We start from the raw sequence: 24234 nt of genomic DNA on the forward strand, positions 1-24234 counted from the left end.
TTGATGTCATTCTGTTTTTCTATCGACCGCCAACATGCTCAGAGATTTATCCAAAGAGTATTATGGCAACGTTTGGTTTGGAGCTAACGTCAATGAAAAAATGGGCTACTTTTTTAGCTGGTAGTGCATGTGCGCTTTCACTGTTCTCATGTTCAGTGTTCGCCGATGAAAACAAAGAACTGGTATTTATGAACTGGGGGCCATATATCAGTAGCAGCCTTCTGGAACAATTTACCAAAGAGACAGGTATTAAGGTTATCTACTCAACTTACGAGTCAAATGAAACCTTATACGCCAAGCTAAAGACACACAATCAAGGTTACGATTTAGTTGTACCTTCGACGTATTTCGTCGCCAAAATGCGTGATGAAGGTATGTTGCAAAAAATCGATAAATCTAAGCTTAGCAACTTTAATAATCTGGATAAAAACTATCTAGATAAACCTTATGACCCAAGCAATGACTACTCTATCCCTCACGTTGTTGCGATTACTGGTCTAGCCGTAAACGCCGATATGTATGACCCTGATGATTTTCAAAGCTGGGCAGATTTGTGGAATCCAGAGCTTGAAGGTCAGGTCATGCTGATGGATGACACACGTGAAGTATTCCATATTGCACTACGCAAACTGGGTTATTCGGGTAACTCAACCGATCCGAAGCAAATCGATGAAGCTTATGCTGAGCTGCAAAAATTAATGCCTAACGTACTAGTGTTTAACTCTGATAATCCAGGTGCGCCTTATATGTCTGGTGAAGTAGGTGTTGGTATGCTGTGGAATGGCAGTGCGGCAGCCGCTCAAAGTGAAGGCATGAACCTCAAGCTTATATTTCCTAAAGAAGGAGGAATTGGCTGGGTGGATAACTTTGCAATTTCATCCGGTGCAAAAAATGTAGATGCTGCTCATAAGATGATTGATTTTCTCCTAAGGCCAGAGATTGCAGAACAAATTTCGCGTGACACTGGATACCTTACTGCGGTTCAAGTATCCAATGAGAAGTTTAAAGATGTCGCCCCACTCTTCCCTTCTCAAGAAGACCTTGACCGTGTCGAATGGCAAGATGCCGTTGGCAGTATGACGGTAAAATATGAAGATTACTTTATGAAGCTCAAATCAGGTCAATAAGCATTCATTTTCTTCGAAATAGGCAGCATAAGCTGCCTATTTTCGTTATTGGCTGATATAATTCTTCTCTGTATGGTTTGTCGTTACGATAAACATCCTTACTCACGGCTTAATCTCCAAATATCGTCAGGGTTGACGATTGACTGATTCAGCAAAAACAAAACGGAAAAAGAATGAAAAGTAAATTCTATGCAAGTGCACTTTGCGCAGCGACGTTAATTGCTTCCCCTGCAATGGCTGCTGATCAAGAACTCTACTTCTATAACTGGTCTGAATACATTCCAAATGAAGTTCTTGAAGACTTTACGAAAGAAACGGGAATTAAGGTTATTTACTCTACCTATGAGTCAAATGAAAGCATGTACGCCAAGCTTAAGACTCAAGGATCTGGTTACGATTTGGTAGTACCGTCTACTTACTTCGTTTCTAAGATGCGTAAAGAAGGTATGCTGCAAGAAATAGACAAGAAGAAACTGTCACACTTCACTGACCTTGATACCAACTTCTTGAACAAGCCTTTCGACCCCAACAACAATTATTCTATCCCTTATATCTGGGGTGCTACGGGCATTGGTATTAACTCTGACATGCTAGATAAGTCTTCCGTTACTAAATGGGACGACTTGTGGGATAGCAAGTGGGAAGGTCAGTTAATGCTAATGGATGACTCACGTGAAGTTTTCCATATTGCGTTGACTAAGCTTGGCTACTCGCCAAATACAACCAACCCAGACGAAATTAAAGCAGCCTACGAAGAGCTGAAAAAGCTGATGCCAAACGTATTAGTGTTCAACTCAGACTTCCCCGCAAATCCATATTTAGCTGGTGAAGTGTCTCTTGGCATGCTTTGGAATGGTTCTGCATACATGGCACGTCAAGAAGGTGCATCTATTGATATTATCTGGCCAGAAAAAGGCACGATCTTTTGGATGGATAGCCTAGCCATTCCAGCTGAAGCGAAGAATGTTGATGCGGCCCATAAGATGATCGACTTCCTATTACGTCCTGAGAATGCCGCCAAGATCGCTCTAGAAATCGGTTACCCGACACCAGTCGCTACTGCTCATAAACTACTGCCTGAAGAGTTTGCAAATGATCCGAGCATTTTCCCTCCGCAGGAAGTGATGGACAGCGGTACTTGGCAAGACGAAGTTGGTGAGGCAAGTGTGCTTTACGATGAGTACTTTCAAAAACTAAAAGTCGATAACTAAACACGTAAACTTGTTTTCAGTTATATACTTAATAAAGCGGCTCTGGCCGCTTTATTTGTTTCACCTAAGTCGAGGGCACTATGATTGTAAGATACAAAAGGTTCCTATCTGGCTTCTGCGTACTTTCTGGTCTTGCGATATTGGTTACGGCAATCAGTTATCAAACACATCCAGAATCCTATAGTGACCTTCTTTTCGAAACCAATACTCTGCTCGTTCTTCTCTTTATCTACTTTGTTTCTCGGGAAATTTATCGCAATAACAACTTCCTAAAGTGGGGCTTAATACTCCTCGTCGCTGATCAAGCGTATGATATTTTGACTGAAATACCCGCTCTAGATAGATGGGCAGACAATAACGAGTTTACTCATACGCTGATTGAAGATGGTGGAATTCAGATTGCCTACCTATTAATTGCTTTTGGTGTCACCCAGCTTTTTCGTCAAATGAACGAGCACGCTTACACGGATGAACTGACAGGCCTATTTAACCGAAAAAAATTGTTCTCGATTGATCGTAAACAATTCGATTTAATATATATCGACTTGGATGGTCTAAAGCAAATCAATGATACGCATGGCCACGCGAGTGGCGATTTAACCATTATTCGTTTTGCACAAGCCGTTAATGCATCGGTTAATCCAACAGACAAGGCCTTTCGTATCGGCGGAGATGAATTTGTGATTGTGGTTGGCCCTGGAGAAGGTGAAGCTTTTATCGAGCGAATCAAAGAGGAACTTATTAAAGAAGAGATACTCTTCAGCTACGGTATTGAATCCTCAACACCTGAAACCTTAAAAGAAAACCTAATAAAAACTGATAAAGCTATGTATGAAATGAAAAACTCTCAACGCAAACGCGCCGAGAGCAATTAGCTTATTTTATTTAACCTCTGATGCCTGCAGAGCCAAAATTTCCTCAACCAGCTTAGGCACCTCTATACTTGCCTTACCATATCGTTTTTCTTCGAACTCACTCTCAATGGCACTTGGCTCTAAGTTAATCTCTAGCGTATGAGCTCCATGCATTTTTGCATCATGTACAAAGCCTGCGGCTGGATACACGACCCCAGAAGTACCTATTGAAATAAACAAATCAGCTTTCTCTAACGATTCGTAGATATCACCCATTCGTAGAGGCATTTCTCCAAACCATACAACATGCGGGCGCATCTGAGCAGGGATCTGACAACAATGGCAAAGATCACCTGTGTTCACCTCTCCTTTCTGCTCTACCACCTGATTTGATTCGCTGCATCTTGCTTTCAATAGTTCTCCATGCATATGGATTACATTTTGACTACCGCCACGCTCATGCAGATTGTCGATATTTTGCGTGATGATGGTAACAGTGCCTTCTAATTCCTTTTCAAGGCGCCCTAGAGCAAGGTGGGCTGCATTCGGCTCTATACCCTTTTCCTGAAGTTTGAAGCGACGCTGGTTGTAGAATTCTTGTACAAGATCAGGGTTGCGTTCAAATCCCTCTGGCGTTGCTACATCTTCAATGCGGTGATTTTCCCATAAGCCATCCTGAGCTCTAAACGTTTGGATTCCAGACTCAGCTGAAATTCCAGCCCCTGTGAGTACTACTATGTTGTTGTAAGGAAACGTCATATCAAATCCCTTTCATTATATTTGATATAAGCTTACCACCTGAGATTTATCAGCAATAGTCATTCAGATTAGACCATAGTTGTATTTTAAGGGTTCAGCTTCCAAAAAATGTGAGGAGGAATAAGCGAAATGCCTCAGCTTAGATAAGGTGATAGAAAATCATATTTGCGACCTTCTAACTTGCAAAACGCCTCCCTAGTGCTATTAGTTTTATATTCGCATTAACAAAACTGTCATAATGTACATAATTTAAGCGAATATCCAACGTCATCAGGCTACAGGGAGGTGTCCATGAGCGGATCACCTAAATCAGAACAGTTTTCTTTTTCTATTCGCGCTAAGCTAATTCTTATCAATTTAACTTTACTCGTCAGTGTCGGTTTGTACGCTTATTACGAGCAAATCAGCTTTAACAGCTTGAAGTCTCTAGAAAACGCTGCCATCGATAACTTACAAAGTTCCGTTGACCTTCTCATGTTACGTCGTCACGAAAAAGATTTTCTGGCACGGAAAGATATGAAATACCCACAGCATTTCGACAAAACATTTGAAGAGTTATCGGAACGTTTAACGGCTCTCACTGCCGTTTTAAAGTCCCACAACCTTGATATGGAAGAACGTACATCAACTATTATATCGACTCTGAATCAGTATCAGCTTCAATTTCATCAACTGGTTGATCAAGTTAATACCATTGAGGGCGTTGAATCCTCCTCGAATTTAATTTCAGAATTGAAACGAGCAAGAAAAGCATTGAAAGTGGCAGCGGCCGATAAAGACAGTTTCGCTTTAGAGGTTGAGCTGCTTGAGTTAATGGAAGCAGATTACCGATATCTCGCGAATACCAACAAGGAAACTAGTGCTGCCCTGCTGGCCGCTATCGATAAGTTCTCTACTAGTAAGCATGTCCCTGTTGATCTTCAACCTGTATTTACTCAATACCAACGAAGCGCAGAAAAGCTTGTTGAAGCATGTGAAATTCTAGGTCTGACTTCTAGTGACGGGGTAAGAGGCGCACTCAGATCTAACGTTCACAATACCGAAAAAGCCATTAATGGGCTCCAAACTGAGATAAGCCAAGTCATTTCTCAAAAATCCTCAGACATCAAAAATAAGCTTTTCTTAATTGGAGGAGCCATAGTAGTCTTACTTTCCAGTATGTTATTCCTTATTGGAAGAAGCATCCTCAGCCGAATTCAAGCTATAAACACACTTATGGAGAACATTGCCAGCGGTGATGGTGATCTCACGGTGCGTATGAATGCCAAAGGGGATGATGAGCTGGCCCAGCTTGCTAACTCTTTTGATCGATTTATCTCCCAGTTACATGGTCACATTAAAGAATTGGCCGACGTAATGACAGTATTGAGGGAAAGCTCATGCAGTTCTGAGCACGCAGCCGTTAAAAGCATGAACAACGCAGAACAGCAAAAAATACAGTCTGAGTCAGTAGCAACTGCTGTGAACGAGCTCGTAATGACCAGCAACGAAATTACTGCCAATATCGAGTCAGCAGCACAAAACGCTGAAAGTATGAAGTATGAAGCTGATAGCGCCCTCAAGGTAACGCATTCCACCAGCGAAAGTATACAAACGCTGTCATCAAACATTGAAGACTCGCAAAACTTGATTGAAGACTTAGCTGAGCAAAGTAAGGAGATCAATCAGGTCATCGCCACCATTCAAGGTATTGCCGAGCAAACCAACCTACTTGCATTAAACGCCGCGATTGAAGCTGCCCGAGCAGGTGAAAACGGCCGGGGTTTTGCCGTAGTCGCTGATGAGGTAAGACAACTTTCACTGATGACCAATAATTCTACTCATCAAATTGAAACGACTATTCAAACGCTAACCTCAGGTATCCAACAAACCGTCTCCAAAATGTCCACCGGCCTTGATCAAGCGCACCGCACTAACGAGAGCACTAAAGACGTGGTAAAAGCGATAGATAATATGGCGCTACGTATCAATGAAATGTCTGATATGAATACTCAAATTGCTACCGCTTCAGAAGAGCAATCTATGGTATCCGCTGATATCGACCGAAACATCACGGAAATCGCGCATCTAGCAGGAGATACGCATAAAGTCGTTGCAGGTTCAGTACGCTGTAGTGAGCAAGTATCCGGTGTTAGCCATAAGTTGGAGCAAATTGTCGCAAACTTCAAATATTAGACAGTATTCACTTTAACAGTGCTTATCTTCTAAAGGTAATAAACAGCAGTGTTGTGGGGATGGCATGGAAACTTCTTCCATGCCATACATCGCAGCGTAATTATCTTTATACATCCGTTTAAAGCCTTTGTGATCAGAACGCTCATCTCTTCATTACACCTCATGACTCGTTACCCAACTTGCTTATGTTCAATATTCTATACAGCGTACGACAAAGGTCGATTTTGGCACTAATCGGGCAACTCATTACACTTTCATAACGGTTACGTTTTGTTCTATTCAACATATAACCAGAACATCACACCGTATAAGGCTTAAATACATTGGCAATTTTGCCAGTCAAACGCACGCAAGCCAACAATGCATAAGAGAAAAGTCCACGAGCAGTTGTTCTTCAATGAATCAGCTGTCAGCTCGTAGTTCTACACATTGGAGCTTGCCGTTATAACAGTTGGTTGGAGAACCTCATGAAAACACTATTGGGTATCTTGCTATTACTTTTCAGTATACAAGGCCATACACACTCACTTCTGCCTGTCATTGACACAGGAAACCTTAATACTTCCACTCTAGAAAAGCACAATATCCCGACTCTTATACCAGACGGAAGATTCGTATACAGACCAATTAAATACCCCTTTTCAATGTCTGATCATTTTGCTAAAGGCTCCCAATGGCTAGCATTAGAAGAAGAATTGAACCATTGGAGTGGTGCTATGGGCGTGGATCCTCGGGTGGTCTTGGCCACACTAGCCGCATCTCACGATTGGTCGCCGGCTCATACGTTATCAATATCTGAGTTAGAACACTTTAGAAGTGAAATTCGACATGTAGCAAATCGCCTTTCGCAACTTTTCTATCACGTCAGACAGCAACCAAACACGATAGATCGTGCTGCCACCTATGCAATCGTGTCATCACTGCAGAATATTGAACAATGGCCTAAATGGCAGGCATTTTATTATCAACAGTTTGGCTCACCAACAATTGTTGAAGATGTCTCTTTCGTCTCCCCCCCTGAGATGCAATGGCCATGGAGAGCTGGCTATAACTGGATACCCAATGGTCCACACTCACACACAGGATCAGGGTTTCCGCTCTCATCGCTTGATGTCTCTTATGATTGGCCACGCTGGGGAGGACAAACTTATAGCGTCACAGCAGCACATGAAGGGTACGTTTCTGTATTTTCTCGTTGCCAACTAAGAGTGACAGCAAAGAATGGATGGGCCACAAACTATTACCACATGGATGGGATCGAAGTACAAGATGGAGCTTGGGTGGCTAAGAACCAAAAAATCGGCACCTATGCTAGCCAGAAAAACATCGCCTTATGCCAAGGTGGCTCTTCCACAGGGCCACATCTGCATTTTTCGCTGCTGTATAACGGGCGTTTTCAATCATTACAAGATAAGTCATTTGGCCCCTATACTATTGACGTAGGTCGTTATAGCTATGACAGCCATTGCAGCTACACGTGGATGTTAGATGCTAGAACTAACTCAAAACAATGTTTCTGGTACCGTGTCGACAATCCTTAGTCATATATCGCTATCCCTCAATTCTCCTGGGGGATAGCTTTTTGGCTTGCTCAGTTAGTTTATCTAGGAAAGATACTGTTCAAAAAAGTCGATAAGACAGCGTACTGTTGCCGACAAGTGCTTTCGAGAAGAATACAAAGCGTAGACCTTCATTTGTTGAGGTTTCCATTCAGGAAGCACTTCGACAAGCTTGCCACTTGCAAGATACTCATCAGCTAGATATCTCGGCTGAACCGCTAATCCCGCTCCGTTAATTGCCGCATGCAGCAAAACAGTTGCCTCGTTGGCTGTTAACTGACACTGCACTTCCACCGCGCGATGTTCTGCTTCTTTACTTAAATGCCATACATGGCGCTGAAAGTTTTTATAACCCAAACAATGCAGCTGAGAGAGGTCTTCTGGTTCACTGACTTGTATTTGTTTAGCATAACTCGGGGAAGCAACAATCACAGAATCACACACAGCAATGGGCTTACCAATCAAGGAGGGATCTGGGTTAGAAGCAATTCTGATCGCCAAATCAATTTGGTTGTCTGCCATATCGGTTACTGAATCTTGAAGATCGATATCAATGCTGACTTTGGGGTGCAGATTCATAAAATCAGTAATTGCAGGTACTAATTTGGCAAAACCAAACGACATGCTGGTCGCGATTCTCACCGTTCCGGTTAGCTCATTAGCGGTATCCGTAATAGCCAATAACTTATCAGCCTGGTTTAGCCATTGCTCAACCTGTTTAAAGCACGCTTCTCCTGCAGTAGTGAGAGAGACTTTCCTTGTCGTACGATGCAAGAGCCGTACATTTAGCCAATCTTCCATCGCTTCAACATATCTTGTCACCATTGGCCTCGACATGTCTAACCTATCAGCTGTGGCGGTAAAGCTTCCCGACTGTGCGACATCAATGAACACTTTTGCTGCAGTCACTCTATCCATAATATGCTCGATTTAAGAAATAATGTTGTTAACTTTGTGATATTTTTCAGAACAGGTCAATGCCCTACTATTCTCCCGTCCACACACAACCATGTTAATGGAGAGAATGATGAAAAAACTGACATTACTTGCGGCTTCAATGCTTATTGCAACTCACACTTATGCTGCAGAACAATCGAACCTCACTTTTGATGTTTACAGTGCTGATCAAAACAGTTTCTACGTCAATTCAACACTCATTGTCGGAGACACAGAAGTGATGGTCGTCGACACTGGATTTACAAAAGCAGATGCTCTTCGCATTGCAGCCAAGGTTCTAGACGCAGGAAAACCCCTGAAAACTATTTTTATTAGTCAGGCAGACCCTGATTACTATTTTGGTGCGGAAGTTCTCCATGAATTATTCCCAGAGGCTCAAATCATTACAACACCTGCTGTGAGAAAAGTCATTGAGGAAAAGCTACCAACCAAACTGAAAGTTTGGGCACCTCGTATGGGAGCTAACGCGCCAGTAAAACCTTACATTCCAGATGCCTATACGGCCTCTAATTTAACCATTGACGGTCATACCATTGAAATCCATGGTAATGATGGCGACATTGCCCATCGACCATATCTATGGATCCCTTCTGAAAAAGCGGTGCTAGGAAATGTTTCAATCTATGGTACGAACCTTCACTTGTGGATGGCCGATGCTCAAAGTGATGATAGCCAAGCGCTTTGGTCTAAACAATTGAATGAAATACAGTCACTAAAACCTGAAGTTGTTGTCCCAGGACATATGCTATCGGGTACAAAGTTAGATGCGGATTCTATTCAATATTCTCAGCAGTATTTAAAAGACTTTAAGCAAGCAAAGCAAACCACTGAAAACAGCGAGCAGCTGATTGAAAAAATGAATGAAAAATACGCTGAAGCGGCGTTACCCGTGGCTCTAAGTATTGGTGCAAAAGTTCACAAAGGAGAAATGGAGTGGTAAAAGTTCACGTTTTTTACGACCCAATGTGTGGTTGGTGCTACGGCGCCACCCCACTAATGGAAATGATTGAAAATCATACACATTTTGACCTTTGCTTGCACCCTGGTGGTATGGTGTCATATCGCTCTGTCGAACCTGATTTTCGACAACATATTTTACACAGCGACAAGCATATCTCAGAGCAGACAGACGCCAAGTTCGGTGAATCATACCTAAGCAAGGTAGCCAGTAACAAAGAGTTCATTCTTGATTCTTTCTTACCAACAAGAGCTATCTTGCTTGCAGAATCCCTTGGGATCTCATCTTTGAAGAGTTTGAAGGAGATTCAACGGGCACATTATTTCGATGGCAGCGATGTAACTCAGCCAGCAATACTTGCTAAGGTCATGCAGAATCTAGGAGGAAATTTAGTAGAATGGCATCAGGCACTCGCAAATCAAGAGCAGCCAGAAATAGCTAAAATTAAAGCTTCAAAGCAGCTTATGAAGGCGTTAAATGTAACCAGCTACCCGACTTTTGTCGCTGAATCAGACGGACAGTATATAAGCCTGCCACACAGTGACTACTACGGGAACCCAGCATTGTGGCTGCAACATTTAGAGCATACACTGCTTAATGGAACGAGCTGAGGTCACCTTCACTATCTTAACAACACGTATAAGCTCTTAAAACTTTGGAAGTCTGTGTTTGCGATGAACAATGGCTTCCATTCACACTCCCTCCTCAACATTTCAGACACACCACACAGAGTCAAGAACACAAACGCAATCCTGTTGTTAGCTGCTAATTTATGGCGTCAAACGGATCATTATTCGATTTTAAAATGAGTGAATTCTGAATTATTCGCTTTTCGATTGCATCATTTCAGTTTACTGTTTATTTCAATTCTTATTACTCAAAAAATGGCTAATTACATGCTCGAAAAAGAACTAAAACTAGAGTATCAATCAGTACAACAAGGCTTTATTAGCTTGCTACCGATCTCAATATTTGTTGTGGTCTTTGGTACAGCTTTTGGTCTAGCTGCCGTTCAGGTCGGTCTAAGTGAATCCTCAGCTTTGTGGATGAGCACTCTGGTATTTGCAGGCGCTTCTCAGTTTGGTGCGTTAGACCTTTGGGGCGTGCAAGTCCCTATTATTCCTTTGGCTATCACGGTATTTGCGATTAATGCTCGCCATCTTCTGATCGGGGCAACGCTATACCCTCATATCAGAACAATGAAAGCTTTACCACGTTACAGCGTAATGCTATTTGCTTCAGATGCTAACTGGGCGATGTCCATGAAAGCGTTTGCTAATAATGACCACTCAAAAGGACTAGGAATTTTGTTTGGTGGAGGTCTAGCGCTTTGGATTTTCTGGATTATTGGTACTTGGGTTGGTGTTTATTTTGGTAACGCAATTCAAAACCCAGCAGCTTATGGTATTGATATGGTAATGGGCTGCTTTCTACTGACTATGGTGCTTGAGGGTAACAAAGACCATGGCATCTACATTATCTGGGTATCTGCTGCATTCTCATCGATTATCGCGTATTTGTACCTACCAGAGAATGCCCACGTGATTGTAGGAGCACTGACTGGGGGTATTGCTGGAGTGCTGGTAGGAGATAAAAACAATGAACATTGAGACAACAGAATTTGGCACTTTGGCGATTATTGCCATCATGACTGTGGTAACCATCATTACACGTTGGGGTGGTATATACGTGATGTCCTACATTCCAATTAGTCAGCGAGTACAACAATTTATAGCCGCCATGTCGGGCTCAGTGCTAGTAGCGATTATTGCGCCATTATTTATTACTGGAGACATAGGAGCTAAAGTTGCTTTGCTAGTGACCGCCATTGGCACGCTAGTTTTGAAAAGGCCACTTTTATCAATCACATTTGGGATTTTGTTGGCAGCGCTAACACGGTCCTTGTAGCGTACCTAGCTGAAAAGAGCCTTTTACAGGCTCTTGATAAATTCCACTTAGGTGGTCACTGCTTTCAGACTTCTAAACCATTTTTTAATCGGCTGAACAATCCAGTATCGCGAAATGAAGAGCCCAATCTGAAAGAGAATATACTGACGCCGGCAGTATAGCATACAGACATAATCAAACTTCTCAGTTGGGCCTTCAAATAGGACATGAGGGTAAATGTACTTCTGCCTCTCGGCAACTTTAGGGTTACGAGCACCTGACATGAAATAGCGTTTCTTCATGCGATATGCTTCCCAGCTAGCATAAATAAAGACAAACCCACGCTCAAAGTCAGAAAGCGCTCGTTCAACCCAAAGCCCCCCACCTTCAACAATATTTTCCGTTGCATATTGAAGGGGATGCTCCTTCATATCTGCTGGTAAATCAGCCATATAGACCAAAGGGTTACCGCAGTTCACTGAATACCCTGCGCACATCTCTCCTTTTGTATCAAAAAATGCACGCACACATGTTCGACTTTGTAGATGTTCGACCCTAGTTTTATTACCTGATATCGATTGATAGTGCTTGGCAAACGCCTGAAAGTCCTCATCACTGGAGATACGTTTGCTCCTTAAGATCATGATTGATCCTCCATCGTAAATGGATAAGACACATCCATTTGGTAACGACCAGGAGAAACAATGTTGTCAGGATCAAATGCGGCTTTGATTCTGCTACGCAGCGTTAATGCATCTTTTTCAAGTTCGTGATCGCGACGGAATGGCATCTCATCGACAGCACGTCGATAGCAAGGCCATTGATAACGCTGATAGAGAGTTCGAAGTTTCTTTACCAGCTCTGTCGCTCGACTCACTTCGTCTGGATTACCTGCATCATAATAAATGCTGATTATTGCCTGACACATATATGCGTTAACGGCTGTCAAAGTTACACCAAACTCAAAACCTGCTTTATCAAAAGCCTGTTTTGAAATACGCATACACTTTTCTACTTCTTCACCAAGCATAGGTAACGTTGGCGCAACCCAGTAAAAACCCGCTCCGTCTTCTACGGGGTTCATTTTTTCCGGTACGTTGCCACGGTAACGCCAATAACAACCTTTTAAAGCCAAATCTTTTGGGTTCCCCTCTAACATATCCATCATCTCAGTAAACTCATTAAGGCTATTTTGTAGACGCCGATAGACAGGCAAACGGCCCAAAAATCGGTTGGCACTAATAGCAATTTGATTCATCTGCTTCAATGTGGATAGGCTAACTACATTCACCTGCGCAACCGATTTGAGTAGTGCTTTTACACGCGCGGCTTTTGCTTTGGCAATTTTATGTGTACCGGTAATAACAAAGGCTCCCGACCAAGGAGTCAGCTTGTACTGCTTACACAGTGACTCAATATCCCCTAGGTTAGCACCTTCATCAGTGCTCCACTTGGCGAAATTGAATCGTTCCATCATGGTTAACATTCGATAGGTGTTACCCAAGTGCGGTAGCCCATCAATACTACCTTCTGATTTCAGGCGACGCATTATTTCGATGTAAGCGGGCAAATCATTGGCTGACTTTAGACGAACGAGGCAACGTAAGCTGGACTCAGGTTTGAGCATCAGTTCAAACTTCATTTTGCTGATCACCGCAATATTATTCTGGGTGAACAATTCGTGAAGGTTAGCAGCAAGTCCCGCTCGACCACAGTATCGCACGCTCTGATTAAGCTTCATCACTTCGCCATTGGCTAATATTAACTCGCTGATGGTAAAGTGTTGACTTCGGTTACCCACAGGACCATGACCAAACCCTCTTTCCAGTACATTTCCCATTACACTTGTATCTGGCCCTGCTCCGGTACAATCCAGCATCCATGGAGTGTGCTTAAGATAAGATGACACCTGACCTTGTGTGACACCTGGTTCTATTTCGATGACTCCCAGTTCTTCATCAAAGCTCAGGATACGATTCATGCCACTTAGGTCGAGTAGTGTACAGCCATCAGTGGCAGGTGATTTATAACCATACCCCCAGTTATTCCCTCTACCGATGGGATAGACAGATAGCTTTTTTACGTAAGCCTGCTTGATGGTTTGTTGTAACTCCACATCGTTCTCAGGATGGAGAATTTGGGGGACGGTACGCGAATGGTGACCAAGGCCACTGCGAAGTTCTATTGGCTGAGGTAAATCAACCTGTTCCGCAACAGATGACACGTGTAGCTCCTTTACCGGTGAATAACAAGACTATTGAATTCTCAATCAATAGCTTCTTCTGCTGTTCTTATTGGGAGCAGGATTATCTCAGCAGCTTAAATATCAAACAACACACATATTTGCGGGGTGAATGCATTCAGCAAAAACAAGTAGATAACAACATTCACATTGACTGCACGAATAAAAAGTAAGGATTGGAAAGAGTGATTGATGAAATAGGTTCAGAGTAAGAAGAAAAGGCGCTCTATAGCTATAGTGAGCCTATTCATGATGCCTTACCACTCATCTAGTATTCAGATGATTCTCCATCTTTGACAATACGAGCGAGACAGACAAGTCAAAGGCCAGCTTCTTGCCTATTATGGCGATAATAACGGTGCCTATCGATTCTTTAAGAACTTGAAACAGTTTGGGCGCACCGTTATCAATCCTGAAATTTACGAAGCTTCGATATGGCGCCACCTAGTTACAAAAACACCACCCGGAAAACCGACACTTTCACCAATCTAGTAGCCATTATGCAACGGTGCACCCACTGTTAAAAATTGGTACGATTTGCTCAAAATAATCAAGGAATAGAAACAATGAGTACAATCGCTTACCTAACAATTGAAAGCACTGAAGGTGGTCTACTTTCAACAGCATGTAATACTCCTGAGTTCACGATTAACCTCAAGCGATAAAGAACAAACCTTTTGGAAGTGCGTATATGATGCGACTCGTAAGTAGCCTGATCCTGTTGTCCTCAAGCGCATTAGCAGACGTACAGACCGCGTATGACAACTTAAATACTAAGTTTTCTGAGTGTTCGACAGTTCAGCCAATAAATGGGAATATGCGTGATAAGTGGCTTGAGAGTCAGTCTGAACCAGTGATTAAAACAATGTTGTTAACACTGAAACATCGTGCTTTTCAACTGTGCGTAGCAGAAGCTGACAAAGAGTACTTGTATCAAGCTTTCCTTGTTTATATCAATACTGGGAACCGTGAGCCGTTAGATCTATATCTTTCATTAAGAGAGAATGATCTATTAAAGAGCCAAAAACAGATAATAGACTCTGAGTTTATAGAAAATGCAGACCGCCTTGCCAAGTTGAGCGTATTCTCGGTTAACTTTGATACTTTGCAAGCTTATGAAGAATTCAAGGAACAAACCAACCGCTAACCACTTACGCTTTACTCTATATAACGAAAAACCGCCTTGTTAGGCGGTTTTCTTTGAGGATAAATCGTTAACCATCAATTCCTTTCGACTTTAGGAATTCGGAGTAAGTGCCACGGAAATCGTTAATCTTTCCATCTTTAATCTCTAGGATACGAGTAGCCAAAGAGTCCACAAACACTCGGTCATGCGATACGAAGAACAAAGTTCCTTTGTATTGCTCAAGCGCCGTATTCAATGATTCAATAGACTCCATGTCCATGTGGTTAGTTGGCTCATCCATTAGCAGCATGTTTGGCTTATGCATCATGATTTTACCAAGGAGCATGCGTCCTTGCTCACCACCGGAAAGCACTTTTACAGACTTTTTAATGTCGTCTTGACCAAACAACATACGCCCTAAGAATCCACGAATTACTTGCTCGTCGTCACCTTCTTGACGCCATTGCCCCATCCAATCCATTAAGTTCATGTCTTCAGCAAAGTCATGTGCATGGTCTTGAGCGTAGTAACCAATGTTAGCGTTTTCTGACCATTTAAATTCACCAGCGCGCGGTTCTAGTACACCCGCGAGAGTGTTCAAAAGCGTAGTTTTACCGACACCGTTCTCACCAATAATTGCTACACGCTCACCCACCTCAAAGATTGCATTGAAGCCTGAGAATAAATCTTCATCATAGCCTTGAGATAGGTTTTCAATGATAAGCGCATTACGGAACAGTTCTTTAGATTGTTCAAAACGAATAAACGGGTTCTGGCGACTAGACGGTTTAACTTCTTCTAACTGTATCTTGTCAATTTGCTTGGCACGTGAAGTCGCCTGCTTAGCCTTCGAGGCATTAGCAGAGAAGCGCGCAACGAATGTATTTAACTCTGCGATTTGAGCTTTCTTCTTTGCGTTATCAGCCAGTAAACGTTCACGAGCCTGAGTAGCTGCAACCATGTACTCATCATAGTTACCAGAAAATAGACGCAATTCACCGTAATCTAGGTCGGCCATATGTGTACATACCGAGTTTAAGAAGTGACGGTCGTGCGAGATGATAATCATGGTACAGTTACGCTGGTTAAGCGTTTCTTCCAACCAACGGATAGTATCCATATCCAAGTTGTTGGTTGGTTCGTCAAGGAGCATAATATGTGGATCAGCGAACAGTACCTGAGCCAAAAGTACACGTAGTTTCCAGCCAGGTGCAACTTCGCTCATCAAACCGTAATGCTGTTCTTCTGGTATACCAACAGCTAGAAGAAGCTCACCGGCTTTTGCATCAGCCATGTAGCCATCCATTTCTGCAAACTCAACTTCAAGTTCAGCGACTTTAATACCGTCTTCTTCGGTCATTTCAGGCAAAGAATAGATACGATCACGTTCTTGTTTTACTTTCCACAGCTCTTTATAGCCCATGATAACGGTATCAATCACCGTAAACTCTTCATAAGCGAACTGATCCTGATTCAGCTTAGCAACACGCTCGTTTGGATCGTAACTAACGTTACCCCCTGTCGGGTCTAGTTCACCACTCAAAATCTTCATGAACGTTGACTTACCACAACCATTAGCCCCAATTAGGCCATAACGATTTCCTTCGCCAAATTTCACTGAAATGTTTTCGAACAGTGGTTTCGCCCCAAATTGCTGCGTGATGTTATTCGTACTTATGATGAGAGTATCCCCCTACATTTCTCTATACTATTCATAAAGATAGAAAAATATTTTTTTGAAACAGATAAAAAATCGAGCAGAGTATAACAGCTTGGAACTGTGAACTACATCAATTGTTGGGGTCAATTACTCTTTCAGGCTGATTTTATAACCACCAATGATGTAGCTCCCAACCTCTAGCACAATAAAAAGGTGCCTTTAGAGAATCACTAAAGGCACCTTTCAGCAACCCATTCCTAAAGGATAAAGGACTAAATTGATTTCCAACCACTCAATTCAACACATCGTCCTCGATATAAAACATCACTCTGGGGATCACGACTTGCAGTCACTATCAATTCAGAACTGCTCTTTAACGTCTTCCATTCTGCTGGCGACATATAACGAACATCTTCTACATTTTTCAGGCTATCAATCAATATAAGCTTGCCCGTTTCTCCCTCTCTCATCCAGACCATTGCTTGGCCCATCGGCACTTCATCCATACCTAGATTACGTTGCATGCGAAGGCTCGATTGACCCGGTTTATCGCCTTGGTATGCCACCAACGCAAAATGATTCTTCTCCGTTTCGGATGACATCATAGCCAAGTAGTTAACCGGGCGAACTTGAGCAACTTCAATGGGAGCAGAACTGTGCTGTAAAACTGGCTGCAGCCAAACACCAACTAACAGAGACATCGCCATTCCAGTTGGAAGCCACCACCAGCGTATACGTTTAGTCTCACTGCGAGCACTAACGGTATGAGCAGCGATGCGTTTCCAAACACGTTTAGGTGGCGGTTTAAACTCATGCTCTGAGGCACCAGACACTGTCGAAGGGCTCAGACCAGACAATTGCTGCTGCCAAAATTCTACATGCTCCCACCAAGTTGGGTCAGAAAGCATGAGTGCTTCCAGCCTTCTTCTTACTCGAGGAGTTTGAGTTCCCAGCACATATTCACTCGCTAGCTTATCTCTTAACTCAGAGTTTTGATAACGCCTGCTTGTCAATCTGTCAGACATCGTTTCAACTCCTGTAAACCACGGCGTATCCAAGACTTAACGGTACCTAAAGGGGTTTCTACGTGGTGAACTATCTCCTGATGACTCATTCCATGTCGATACGCAAGAACAATCACATTTCTCTTGTCTTCACTGAGCGCGGCTAAACATCGATTTAGCACAGTATCTGGTGTCGTTACGTGGCTCATTTCCACTTCCTCTAGCGACAAGGGCAAAGGCTCCTCCCCTCTCCTGGTGCGTTTTCTGACTTCATCGATAGCAAGATTCCTCATACTCTGGCAAAGCCAAGCCCAAGGGTAATCCACAGGATACCTTCCATCGTTATACCAAAGTTTAACGAAGCCTTCTTGAAGAAGGTCGGCTGCAACTTGGTCGTCTTTTACAACCCCCCGGATTAGGCTGTACAACCTTGAACTGGTTAACCGATAGAGCGCTTCGAACGCCTGTTTGTCACGAAGCGCTACTCTGGAAAGCAGTAAACCTATTTGATGTTTATCTGTACTCACACTTTCCTCATTGGATTACTAGGTGCCAGACGTTTTTGACCCCGTCACCACTGGTTTCACCGGGGGCTTTATCTTTAAACCAACGATAAAGCGGTTTACCCTGAAATGTCCACTGATACGATTGGTCATCTCTCTTAGCGATACCGAACCCACCTGATAACTTGAGGTTTTCAACCCCTTTTTTAGTTAGCTTAGAATCAACATACGCCGGAGGCCATTTCACTTCGCAATCCCCATAGCAAGTTGACTGATTCATTTTATCTTTATCGAAGGTATAGAGCGTTTGGTTACTGCTGTCGACCAAATAGCGCCGTTGACCATCATTAAAGAGCTTCACTGTCACATCATCGGCACGAGCAAGTGGCCATACACCTTTGACGCCTGCACCTGTTATGTCACCCGTTTGAGTATCTTTAAACCATCGGTATAGTGGTTTTCCTTGAATGGCCCATTGGCTGGTCCCATCAGCACGAGTAATTTTACTAAACGCGCTAAGTCCAGCAAATTGCGTACTATCCTCTCCTTCTGCCAATAATGGTGGCCATAATTTCTCACAGTCATCTACACATACGGATTTTCCCACTGGATCTTTAGCAAAAGTGTAAAGGGATTTACCTGCGCTATCGGTGTATACCTTACCGAAGTCAGTATCGCTTGTCTGCGTTGAAGCCATTGTGTAACTACTTGGTAGTAAGATCATCGCTGAAATTAAAAATGTTTTCATTGTCTTTATCCTTGCTATCGAGTCCAGCCTTCACGGGCAAAAAAGAGGTTACCTTCGCTACTTTTAACAAAATCAATGAATGCCTGAGTTTGAGGCTCTGCTCCTTTGGTTTTGGCTAAAGTAAGATCACGATAAATCCGGCGTTCTGGCTCAATTTCAACGAAATCCACCTTATCTTTGTGATTTAATGGCCAGTGTATCCAGGTAATCCAAGCATCCGCATTTTGTTGCTGAAATGCTTTAAAACTGGCACCACTGCCCTTGGCATACTCAATGATTTTACTGCGAAAGTTCTGTACATCAGTCAATGAACCTGTTCGTCCCACAACATCTTCCCAGACACCTGTACCTGATGTGTTATAGACACCGAGACCTTCCGTCACCACAATACGCGATGGCTTATCTAATAAGTCTTTTATGCCAGAAATATTTTTCGGATTACCTTTCGGGACTGCAATAACCGCTCTACGTAGATAGACAGGTTCAACATCTTGGTGGCTAATAAAGGGGTAAGTTTCAACAAAAGCACTCATAGATTGTTCAGAAGACCCAAAGATCAAATCTGCATTTTTTTGTGCACCTAAAGTCCACTTAGATTCAGGCCCAGCGATGACATTAACCTTTACGCCACTGTTTTTCGTAAACGCCTCTGCAGCATGACGCAGAGCGGTGTCTGGTCCCCCAGGGCCATAAACATTAATCACACCATCTCGAGGCTGGTGAACAATATTCGGGTCAAGTTTTGGTGATGCGAATGAGGACGTACTTGCAAACACCATAGCTAAGCTGGTCAAAATCAGATGACGCTTCATGTTTTCTCCTTGAAATAATAAAGATTCAGACAAGAGACGAGCAGACTTATGGTTTGGATGCAGAGAATTGGAATTTTTTTAATATTTGATTTGTGAACCAGCCAACTCGTCCTTCCCCACAAGACAAATCGCATCAGATACAAAGAGATTCACTCAAAGCTAAGCGAGCTCAAGAAATTATCACGTTACACGTGGTAAGCTTGGCTAGTTAAGCGGGTGAAGATTCTTCGTTAGCGAAAAGCCATGATGGATTCAAGACACGCCGCTACAAGTCATTACAGATACAAAGCAAGAGAACATTTATGCTTCTTCCAACGCAAACGAGTTGGGTTATTTTAGCTGGCGGTCAAGCCAGACGCATGGGCGGAAAAGACAAAGGTCTTATCGAACTCGATAATAAACCTCTGATTCAACATGTTTTTGAAAGACTGTCCAAGCAAGTTTCAGACATTATGATTAATGCCAACCGAAATCAGGAGATCTACTCCAAATACGCCACGGTCATTGGTGATGAAATCAAAGATTTTCCAGGGCCGATGGGCGGAATCCACGCAGGGTTGTCAGCGGCAAACAAGGACTGGGTTGGCTTCGTACCTTGTGATAGCCCGCAGATCAGCATGAATTTGGTTGAGCGATTCTGTGCCGCCGCCCAAGATGACTATGACATACTCGTTGCGCACGACGGGGACTTTCAGCAACCCGTCTTCACTCTCTATCACAAACGTGTGTTGCCAAAACTGACGGCATTTCTCGAGCGTGGCGATAGAAAAATCACTTTACTCTATAAAGAGTGCAAAACACGTAACGTCGATTTTAGCGATGCCAATGAGTGTTTCGTTAACCTAAACACTCCTATAGAGTTGGCACAATTTGGAACGGTAAACCAATGACACACTCGCTCCCTATCCCCATTCTGGGTTTTGCCGCTTACTCCGGCACAGGCAAGACAACCTTGTTGGAAGCATTGTTGCCTAAATTAACTCAAGCAGGGTTGCGCATTGGCATGCTTAAGCATGCCCATCATGACTTCGATGTCGATAAAGAAGGTAAAGATAGCTTTCGATTACGTAAAGCTGGAGCGTCTCAAATGTTGATTGCTTCCCGCAATCGATATGCTTTGATGACAGAAACGCCAGAAGCAGAATCTGAATTCGACTACCTTCTGAGCCGCTTTGATATCAACTCGCTTGATGTCATTCTTGTCGAAGGCTGTAAAAACATTGCTTTTCCAAAAATTGAACTTCACAGAGAAGAGGTCGGAAAGCCTTGGCTTTATCCTAACGATGACAACATTATCGCTATCGCTGCAGATACTACTGTCGATAACGTGCTACTGCCTCAAATGAGCATTAATGATATCGATATGATCGCTCGCTTTGTCTATGACTACGTCAAGCGCGATCATCAGCCTCAAAACAATACGTCAGCAACCAGCGGTGACACTCTTTCTCCTGCTTTTCATTCCGTTGAACAGGGTTTAGAAAATATCCTCTCTTCGCTCAAACCTATTGATCTGTTAGAGTCATGCTCCATTGAACTTAGCCAAGGGCGTGTTCTCGCTCGAGACGTACTCTCGCCAGTTACAACAAATGGTGCAGCCCTCTCTCAAGGTCAAAGGCTCGCATCACCGGAAATGGGTATGCTGGCTTCCCTTGGCTTGACACAATGCGAGGTTTATCGACGGTTAAAAGTAGCCATGTTCTTCCCTAGTGATGAGACAAAAGGGCCAGAGACCAAGCAAACGTCTAACTCAAAGCACCAATCCAATCGCTTTATGTTATTGGCATTACTTGAAAAGCTTGGTTGTGAGATTCTTGAGCTTGGCTTTCTCGAAGGTAATGAGAAAAGCATAACACCTGCTCTACTGCCTGCTTCTGAAAAAGCCGATGTGATTATTAGTGTTGGCAATATTTCCATGGGTGATACTAGTCCAGTCCAGCTTGATTGCGACAAGTTAGGTAGGATTGACTTCGGCATGAGACCAGAACACCGATGCGCCTATGGACAAGTCAACGATAAGCCTTTCTTTGGTCTTGCGAGTCACCCTATTGCTGTTATGGTCTCATTCATCAATGTTGTGGAGCCGGCATTGCGGAAAATACAGGGTGAAAAAGGTTGGCAGCCCCTCAAAGTTAGCGCTGTTACACAGGAGAATTTGCATTCGCGACAAGGTCAAACTGAATTTCGCCTTGGCAGCTATGAAATAGATTCTAATGGGCAGCTCACGGTGAGAGGCACAGGCAAGCAACGCTCTGGAGACCTGCAACCCATTAACGAAGCCAACTGCTTGATCGAGATTTCCCCAGCCGTTGATACTGTCAAGATTGGAGAAAGCGTGACAATCATTCCGCTTCAAGGCAGAATCTAGTGCATCCAAGGCCAGCTCAGCTGACCTCATTTATCTTAAGAGAAATACATATGGCTCGCACAATCCTGTATACCTATAAGGGTGAAGACAAAACGCTAACTTTTTCGTATCAGCAACATCGTAATATTCATGAAGCCGTAGCCGAAGCAGAAGGTATTGATATTTCCGAGTTCCTAAAGATGGAACAACAGGTTGAAGCCGTGTCAGATACTAAAGCAATGCGCAATTACCGCGACAACCATTTCCGAAAATTGGGATTTGAGAAAATCACTCTCAAACAAAAAGAAAACCTTGGTGTCGGTAAGAAGAACAAGTAGTTATAAACAGGAGCCTAGCGCTCTTGGTAGTTAAGCTCAGCGGAATCGCTCCAGTCGATAAGTTGCTTATAGTGTTCTTGTTGAAAGGCGTGCAAAGTCATTGTGATTACCATAAAAAAGAGCCTGCCTAAGCAAGCTCTCAAATTTATGCAATCAAATCAAGACTATTTGATGTTGAGGAAGGCAGCCCCACGTACACCACCAGAATCGCCATGTTTTGCTTTGATAATCTTCGGACACTTAGCAACAGATAGTAAATACTTAGGCACACGCTTTGGCATCTCTTCGTAAATGAGTTCAAAATTAGACAACCCACCACCTAGTGCAACAACATGTGGGTCATTAGCAGTAAAGATATTAGCAAAGCAAATTGCCAACAACTCCATAAAGCGCTCAACATGCTCAGCAGCTTTAGCTTCGCCTTCCTTATAAGCATTGATGATATCAATCGCTTTCTTCGCTTCGCCGTAATAGTGCTCGTATATTAACTCGAAGCCACGACCCGATAAGTAGCTGTCCAAGCAGCCTTTTTTACCACAGCCACAACCTAGTAGTGGCGCGTTGTCTCCTAAGTGGAACCAAGCATCAATCGGTAAACGCATATGTCCAAGCTCACCCGCAACGTGGTTACGACCGGAAAATACTTTGCCGTCGTAAATCAATCCACCACCAAAGCCAGTGCCAAGAATCAGCCCCATAACCGAAGGCTCATCTTTAAGCTCTTCATCCCACGCTTCAGAAAGTGCAAAGCAGTTCGCATCGTTTTCAATTTTAACGCTACGGCCTATTTTGGCTTCAAGATCAGCACGAAGTGGCTTACCTTTGGCCGCAGGCACATTGACCGTCAGAACGGTAGCATCATCGGCATCTTCCATTCCAGGTAGACCTAGACCGATCTTTCCTTCGCAGCCGAACTGTGTGTCATACTTATTCACCAGTTCAGCTATCGTGCTCACTAATAAAGAATAGTCTTCCGTTGGCGTTGGTACGCGCTCTGTGGCAACACGCTCTAATTGTTCATTAAACGCACCAAATTCAATCTTAGTGCCTCCAACGTCAAAGCCGTAGTACATCGTATCTCTCCCAGAAACAAATATCAAAAAGTCAAAATCGGTTCATTATCCACATTGGTACGCCTACAATCCGTGACGTGGAACGAATTTAACCACTACCTAGACTTAACTGTGCAGACTATCGCCGACAAACCGATTATTTTCAGACTGAATTCTCGTTTTTCACCTTCTGAAGATAATGTTGCAGCAGTGGTCGGTCGAAATTTGGCTTAATTCTGGTCTTACTTAACAGGTAGCTTTCTTTAAATACGTCAAACCACAGTTTAAGCGTTTGACCCGTCTGTTCTTCACCTAGCTGTTCAAGTACCAATGTGGCGACTTCCGCCGTAGCAAGGTGTTGTTCATTGTCGGAACGCCTCATAACATACTGAGAAATTGATTCTGGCGACACTGACAAAACAGGAAGCGCGTTCAGATATGGCGACTTTCGAAAAATGCGCCTAGCTTCTCTCCAGCTTCCATCAAGAAAAATGAGTAGTGGTTTTTTATCACCACACTGCTGACGGGCGTCTTCTCCAAGCAAGCGAGACTTATCTTCAACATATTCATCAGGAAACACGACGATGGGCTGGTAATCTTGATGATTGAGCAACGACAGCATCGCCTGATCAGGCTCTGTGCGACTCCATTGATACACATAACCTTCTTTTACCGTATCAAGGATAAGCCGCCCAGTGTTGCTTGGCTTGAAGACTTCGTTTTCAGACACTAGCAGCATCACCGCCACTGAACTGGAGACATCTGGCTGATATGCACAGATACAAAAGTGTTCAGCTACCTGACAGTACTGACAACGCTGGACTTTACAGCCTCTTGCATTGAACGGCTTAGTCGAGTGCTCTAGGCGATGTTGATAGAGACGGTGAAAAGCGTGGATTCTCATGTAAGTTGATG

24 protein-coding genes are annotated in these 24234 nt (G+C 43.3%); 13 read left to right on the plus strand and 11 right to left on the minus strand.

Going from position 1 to position 24234, the window contains the following annotated elements:
• The first annotated feature begins 92 nt into the window (after window positions 1-92).
• The 3 genes from L1D31_RS10015 (at window position 93) to L1D31_RS10025 (ending at window position 3213) form a co-directional block, all read left to right on the plus strand.
• Window positions 93-1127 carry an extracellular solute-binding protein gene (locus L1D31_RS10015; protein WP_239836954.1) on the plus strand — a complete coding sequence of 345 codons (1035 nt, stop codon included), beginning with the start codon at window positions 93-95 and terminating at the stop codon, window positions 1125-1127.
• A 173-nt stretch (window positions 1128-1300) separates the two neighbouring features.
• A complete protein-coding gene (locus L1D31_RS10020; protein WP_239836955.1) occupies window positions 1301-2338 on the plus strand; it encodes an extracellular solute-binding protein in 1038 nt (345 codons plus the stop codon).
• An 80-nt stretch (window positions 2339-2418) separates the two neighbouring features.
• A complete protein-coding gene (locus tag L1D31_RS10025) occupies window positions 2419-3213 on the plus strand; it encodes a GGDEF domain-containing protein (RefSeq protein ID WP_239836958.1) in 795 nt (264 codons plus the stop codon).
• A 6-nt stretch (window positions 3214-3219) separates the two neighbouring features.
• On the opposite strand, the gene cobB is transcribed toward L1D31_RS10025, so the two are convergent.
• Complete coding sequence (gene cobB / locus L1D31_RS10030) at window positions 3220-3951, minus strand: Sir2 family NAD+-dependent deacetylase (protein ID WP_239836959.1); 732 nt, start codon at window positions 3949-3951, stop codon at window positions 3220-3222.
• A gap of 291 nt (window positions 3952-4242) precedes the next feature.
• On the opposite strand from cobB, the gene L1D31_RS10035 reads away from it, so the two are divergent.
• Both L1D31_RS10035 and L1D31_RS10040 read left to right on the plus strand, forming a co-directional pair.
• Entirely contained in the window at window positions 4243-6126 is a 1884-nt protein-coding gene (locus L1D31_RS10035; protein WP_239836961.1) for a methyl-accepting chemotaxis protein, read from the plus strand.
• Window positions 6127-6593: 467 nt separating this feature from the next.
• Complete coding sequence (locus tag L1D31_RS10040; protein WP_239836962.1) at window positions 6594-7667, plus strand: M23 family metallopeptidase; 1074 nt, start codon at window positions 6594-6596, stop codon at window positions 7665-7667.
• A gap of 63 nt (window positions 7668-7730) precedes the next feature.
• Here the strand turns inward: L1D31_RS10040 and L1D31_RS10045 are convergent, their stop codons facing one another.
• On the minus strand, window positions 7731-8603 hold the full coding sequence (locus L1D31_RS10045) for a LysR family transcriptional regulator (RefSeq protein ID WP_239836964.1): 873 nt from the start codon (window positions 8601-8603) through the stop codon (window positions 7731-7733).
• A gap of 109 nt (window positions 8604-8712) precedes the next feature.
• Between L1D31_RS10045 and L1D31_RS10050 the strand changes: the two genes are divergently transcribed.
• From L1D31_RS10050 to L1D31_RS10065, 4 genes are all read left to right on the plus strand, one after another.
• Window positions 8713-9582 (plus strand): MBL fold metallo-hydrolase, encoded by an 870-nt coding sequence (locus tag L1D31_RS10050; protein ID WP_239837368.1) that lies wholly within the window; start codon window positions 8713-8715, stop codon window positions 9580-9582.
• Window positions 9576-10211 carry a DsbA family protein gene (locus tag L1D31_RS10055; protein ID WP_239836965.1) on the plus strand — a complete coding sequence of 212 codons (636 nt, stop codon included), beginning with the start codon at window positions 9576-9578 and terminating at the stop codon, window positions 10209-10211. Before L1D31_RS10050 ends, L1D31_RS10055 begins: the two co-directional genes overlap by 7 nt.
• 285 nt (window positions 10212-10496) lie before the next feature.
• Window positions 10497-11210 carry an AzlC family ABC transporter permease gene (locus tag L1D31_RS10060; RefSeq protein ID WP_239836967.1) on the plus strand — a complete coding sequence of 238 codons (714 nt, stop codon included), beginning with the start codon at window positions 10497-10499 and terminating at the stop codon, window positions 11208-11210.
• On the plus strand, window positions 11200-11508 hold the full coding sequence (locus tag L1D31_RS10065) for an AzlD domain-containing protein (RefSeq protein WP_239836969.1): 309 nt from the start codon (window positions 11200-11202) through the stop codon (window positions 11506-11508). The genes L1D31_RS10060 and L1D31_RS10065 overlap by 11 nt, the downstream gene beginning before the upstream one ends.
• Window positions 11509-11555: 47 nt before the next feature.
• Here L1D31_RS10065 and L1D31_RS10070 read toward each other — a convergent pair whose 3' ends face one another.
• The gene (locus tag L1D31_RS10070) at window positions 11556-12131 is read right to left on the minus strand and encodes a hypothetical protein (protein WP_239836970.1); all 576 of its coding nucleotides are present in this window, start codon (window positions 12129-12131) and stop codon (window positions 11556-11558) included.
• Window positions 12128-13711, minus strand: coding sequence for an FAD-binding protein (locus L1D31_RS22665; RefSeq protein ID WP_239836971.1), 1584 nt, complete (start codon window positions 13709-13711; stop codon window positions 12128-12130). Before L1D31_RS22665 ends, L1D31_RS10070 begins: the two co-directional genes overlap by 4 nt.
• Before the next feature lie 709 nt (window positions 13712-14420).
• On the opposite strand from L1D31_RS22665, the gene L1D31_RS10080 reads away from it, so the two are divergent.
• Complete coding sequence (locus tag L1D31_RS10080) at window positions 14421-14876, plus strand: hypothetical protein (protein WP_239836973.1); 456 nt, start codon at window positions 14421-14423, stop codon at window positions 14874-14876.
• Between the two features lie 67 nt (window positions 14877-14943).
• Here the strand turns inward: L1D31_RS10080 and L1D31_RS10085 are convergent, their stop codons facing one another.
• The 5 genes from L1D31_RS10085 to L1D31_RS10105 form a co-directional block, all read right to left on the minus strand.
• Window positions 14944-16536: an ABC-F family ATPase gene (locus L1D31_RS10085; protein WP_239837369.1), complete on the minus strand. Its 1593-nt coding sequence runs from the start codon at window positions 16534-16536 to the stop codon at window positions 14944-14946.
• 251 nt (window positions 16537-16787) lie between these two features.
• Window positions 16788-17540: a hypothetical protein gene (locus L1D31_RS10090; RefSeq protein ID WP_239836975.1), complete on the minus strand. Its 753-nt coding sequence runs from the start codon at window positions 17538-17540 to the stop codon at window positions 16788-16790.
• A complete protein-coding gene (locus L1D31_RS10095) occupies window positions 17525-18046 on the minus strand; it encodes an RNA polymerase sigma factor (protein ID WP_239836977.1) in 522 nt (173 codons plus the stop codon). Before L1D31_RS10095 ends, L1D31_RS10090 begins: the two co-directional genes overlap by 16 nt.
• Before the next feature lie 7 nt (window positions 18047-18053).
• Complete coding sequence (locus L1D31_RS10100; RefSeq protein WP_239836979.1) at window positions 18054-18770, minus strand: hypothetical protein; 717 nt, start codon at window positions 18768-18770, stop codon at window positions 18054-18056.
• Between the two features lie 14 nt (window positions 18771-18784).
• Entirely contained in the window at window positions 18785-19582 is a 798-nt protein-coding gene (locus L1D31_RS10105; RefSeq protein ID WP_239836981.1) for a substrate-binding domain-containing protein, read from the minus strand.
• Between the two features lie 302 nt (window positions 19583-19884).
• Between L1D31_RS10105 and mobA the strand changes: the two genes are divergently transcribed.
• From mobA to L1D31_RS10120, 3 genes are read left to right on the plus strand one after another with little or no spacing between them, the layout of a single operon-like run.
• Window positions 19885-20472, plus strand: a complete 588-nt coding sequence (gene mobA / locus L1D31_RS10110; protein WP_239836983.1) for a molybdenum cofactor guanylyltransferase MobA — start codon at window positions 19885-19887, stop codon at window positions 20470-20472.
• On the plus strand, window positions 20469-21950 hold the full coding sequence (mobB, locus tag L1D31_RS10115; protein ID WP_239836987.1) for a molybdopterin-guanine dinucleotide biosynthesis protein B: 1482 nt from the start codon (window positions 20469-20471) through the stop codon (window positions 21948-21950). Before mobA ends, mobB begins: the two co-directional genes overlap by 4 nt.
• 50 nt (window positions 21951-22000) lie before the next feature.
• Window positions 22001-22267 carry a DUF2960 domain-containing protein gene (locus L1D31_RS10120; RefSeq protein WP_239836988.1) on the plus strand — a complete coding sequence of 89 codons (267 nt, stop codon included), beginning with the start codon at window positions 22001-22003 and terminating at the stop codon, window positions 22265-22267.
• 164 nt (window positions 22268-22431) lie between these two features.
• Here the strand turns inward: L1D31_RS10120 and nagK are convergent, their stop codons facing one another.
• Together nagK and L1D31_RS10130 are read right to left on the minus strand one after the other, a co-directional pair.
• The gene (nagK, locus tag L1D31_RS10125; RefSeq protein ID WP_239836989.1) at window positions 22432-23340 is read right to left on the minus strand and encodes an N-acetylglucosamine kinase; all 909 of its coding nucleotides are present in this window, start codon (window positions 23338-23340) and stop codon (window positions 22432-22434) included.
• Window positions 23341-23482: 142 nt separating this feature from the next.
• Entirely contained in the window at window positions 23483-24223 is a 741-nt protein-coding gene (locus L1D31_RS10130) for a tRNA-uridine aminocarboxypropyltransferase (RefSeq protein WP_239837370.1), read from the minus strand.
• Window positions 24224-24234 lie beyond the last annotated feature (11 nt).

The sequence above is a fragment of the Vibrio sp. Isolate23 genome, from assembly GCF_022398095.1.
In the GTDB taxonomy this organism is placed as follows: domain Bacteria; phylum Pseudomonadota; class Gammaproteobacteria; order Enterobacterales; family Vibrionaceae; genus Vibrio; species Vibrio coralliilyticus_A.

What these genes read in the sequence shown, in the direction of transcription:
- L1D31_RS10100 (WP_239836979.1), bottom strand. Translation starts at nt 18,770, where the DNA reads ATGAAAACATTTTTAATTTCAGCGATGATCTTACTACCAAGTAGTTAC.
- L1D31_RS10120 (WP_239836988.1), top strand. Translation starts at nt 22,001, where the DNA reads ATGGCTCGCACAATCCTGTATACCTATAAGGGTGAAGACAAAACGCTA.
- L1D31_RS10090 (WP_239836975.1), bottom strand. Translation starts at nt 17,540, where the DNA reads ATGTCTGACAGATTGACAAGCAGGCGTTATCAAAACTCTGAGTTAAGA.
- L1D31_RS10080 (WP_239836973.1), top strand. Translation starts at nt 14,421, where the DNA reads ATGATGCGACTCGTAAGTAGCCTGATCCTGTTGTCCTCAAGCGCATTA.
- L1D31_RS10020 (WP_239836955.1), top strand. Translation starts at nt 1,301, where the DNA reads ATGAAAAGTAAATTCTATGCAAGTGCACTTTGCGCAGCGACGTTAATT.
- L1D31_RS10035 (WP_239836961.1), top strand. Translation starts at nt 4,243, where the DNA reads ATGAGCGGATCACCTAAATCAGAACAGTTTTCTTTTTCTATTCGCGCT.
- L1D31_RS10060 (WP_239836967.1), top strand. Translation starts at nt 10,497, where the DNA reads ATGCTCGAAAAAGAACTAAAACTAGAGTATCAATCAGTACAACAAGGC.
- L1D31_RS10065 (WP_239836969.1), top strand. Translation starts at nt 11,200, where the DNA reads ATGAACATTGAGACAACAGAATTTGGCACTTTGGCGATTATTGCCATC.
- L1D31_RS10015 (WP_239836954.1), top strand. Translation starts at nt 93, where the DNA reads ATGAAAAAATGGGCTACTTTTTTAGCTGGTAGTGCATGTGCGCTTTCA.
- L1D31_RS10130 (WP_239837370.1), bottom strand. Translation starts at nt 24,223, where the DNA reads ATGAGAATCCACGCTTTTCACCGTCTCTATCAACATCGCCTAGAGCAC.
- L1D31_RS10045 (WP_239836964.1), bottom strand. Translation starts at nt 8,603, where the DNA reads ATGGATAGAGTGACTGCAGCAAAAGTGTTCATTGATGTCGCACAGTCG.
- L1D31_RS10025 (WP_239836958.1), top strand. Translation starts at nt 2,419, where the DNA reads ATGATTGTAAGATACAAAAGGTTCCTATCTGGCTTCTGCGTACTTTCT.
- mobB (WP_239836987.1), top strand. Translation starts at nt 20,469, where the DNA reads ATGACACACTCGCTCCCTATCCCCATTCTGGGTTTTGCCGCTTACTCC.
- L1D31_RS10050 (WP_239837368.1), top strand. Translation starts at nt 8,713, where the DNA reads ATGAAAAAACTGACATTACTTGCGGCTTCAATGCTTATTGCAACTCAC.
- L1D31_RS10070 (WP_239836970.1), bottom strand. Translation starts at nt 12,131, where the DNA reads ATGATCTTAAGGAGCAAACGTATCTCCAGTGATGAGGACTTTCAGGCG.
- L1D31_RS10040 (WP_239836962.1), top strand. Translation starts at nt 6,594, where the DNA reads ATGAAAACACTATTGGGTATCTTGCTATTACTTTTCAGTATACAAGGC.
- nagK (WP_239836989.1), bottom strand. Translation starts at nt 23,340, where the DNA reads ATGTACTACGGCTTTGACGTTGGAGGCACTAAGATTGAATTTGGTGCG.
- L1D31_RS10105 (WP_239836981.1), bottom strand. Translation starts at nt 19,582, where the DNA reads ATGAAGCGTCATCTGATTTTGACCAGCTTAGCTATGGTGTTTGCAAGT.
- cobB (WP_239836959.1), bottom strand. Translation starts at nt 3,951, where the DNA reads ATGACGTTTCCTTACAACAACATAGTAGTACTCACAGGGGCTGGAATT.
- mobA (WP_239836983.1), top strand. Translation starts at nt 19,885, where the DNA reads ATGCTTCTTCCAACGCAAACGAGTTGGGTTATTTTAGCTGGCGGTCAA.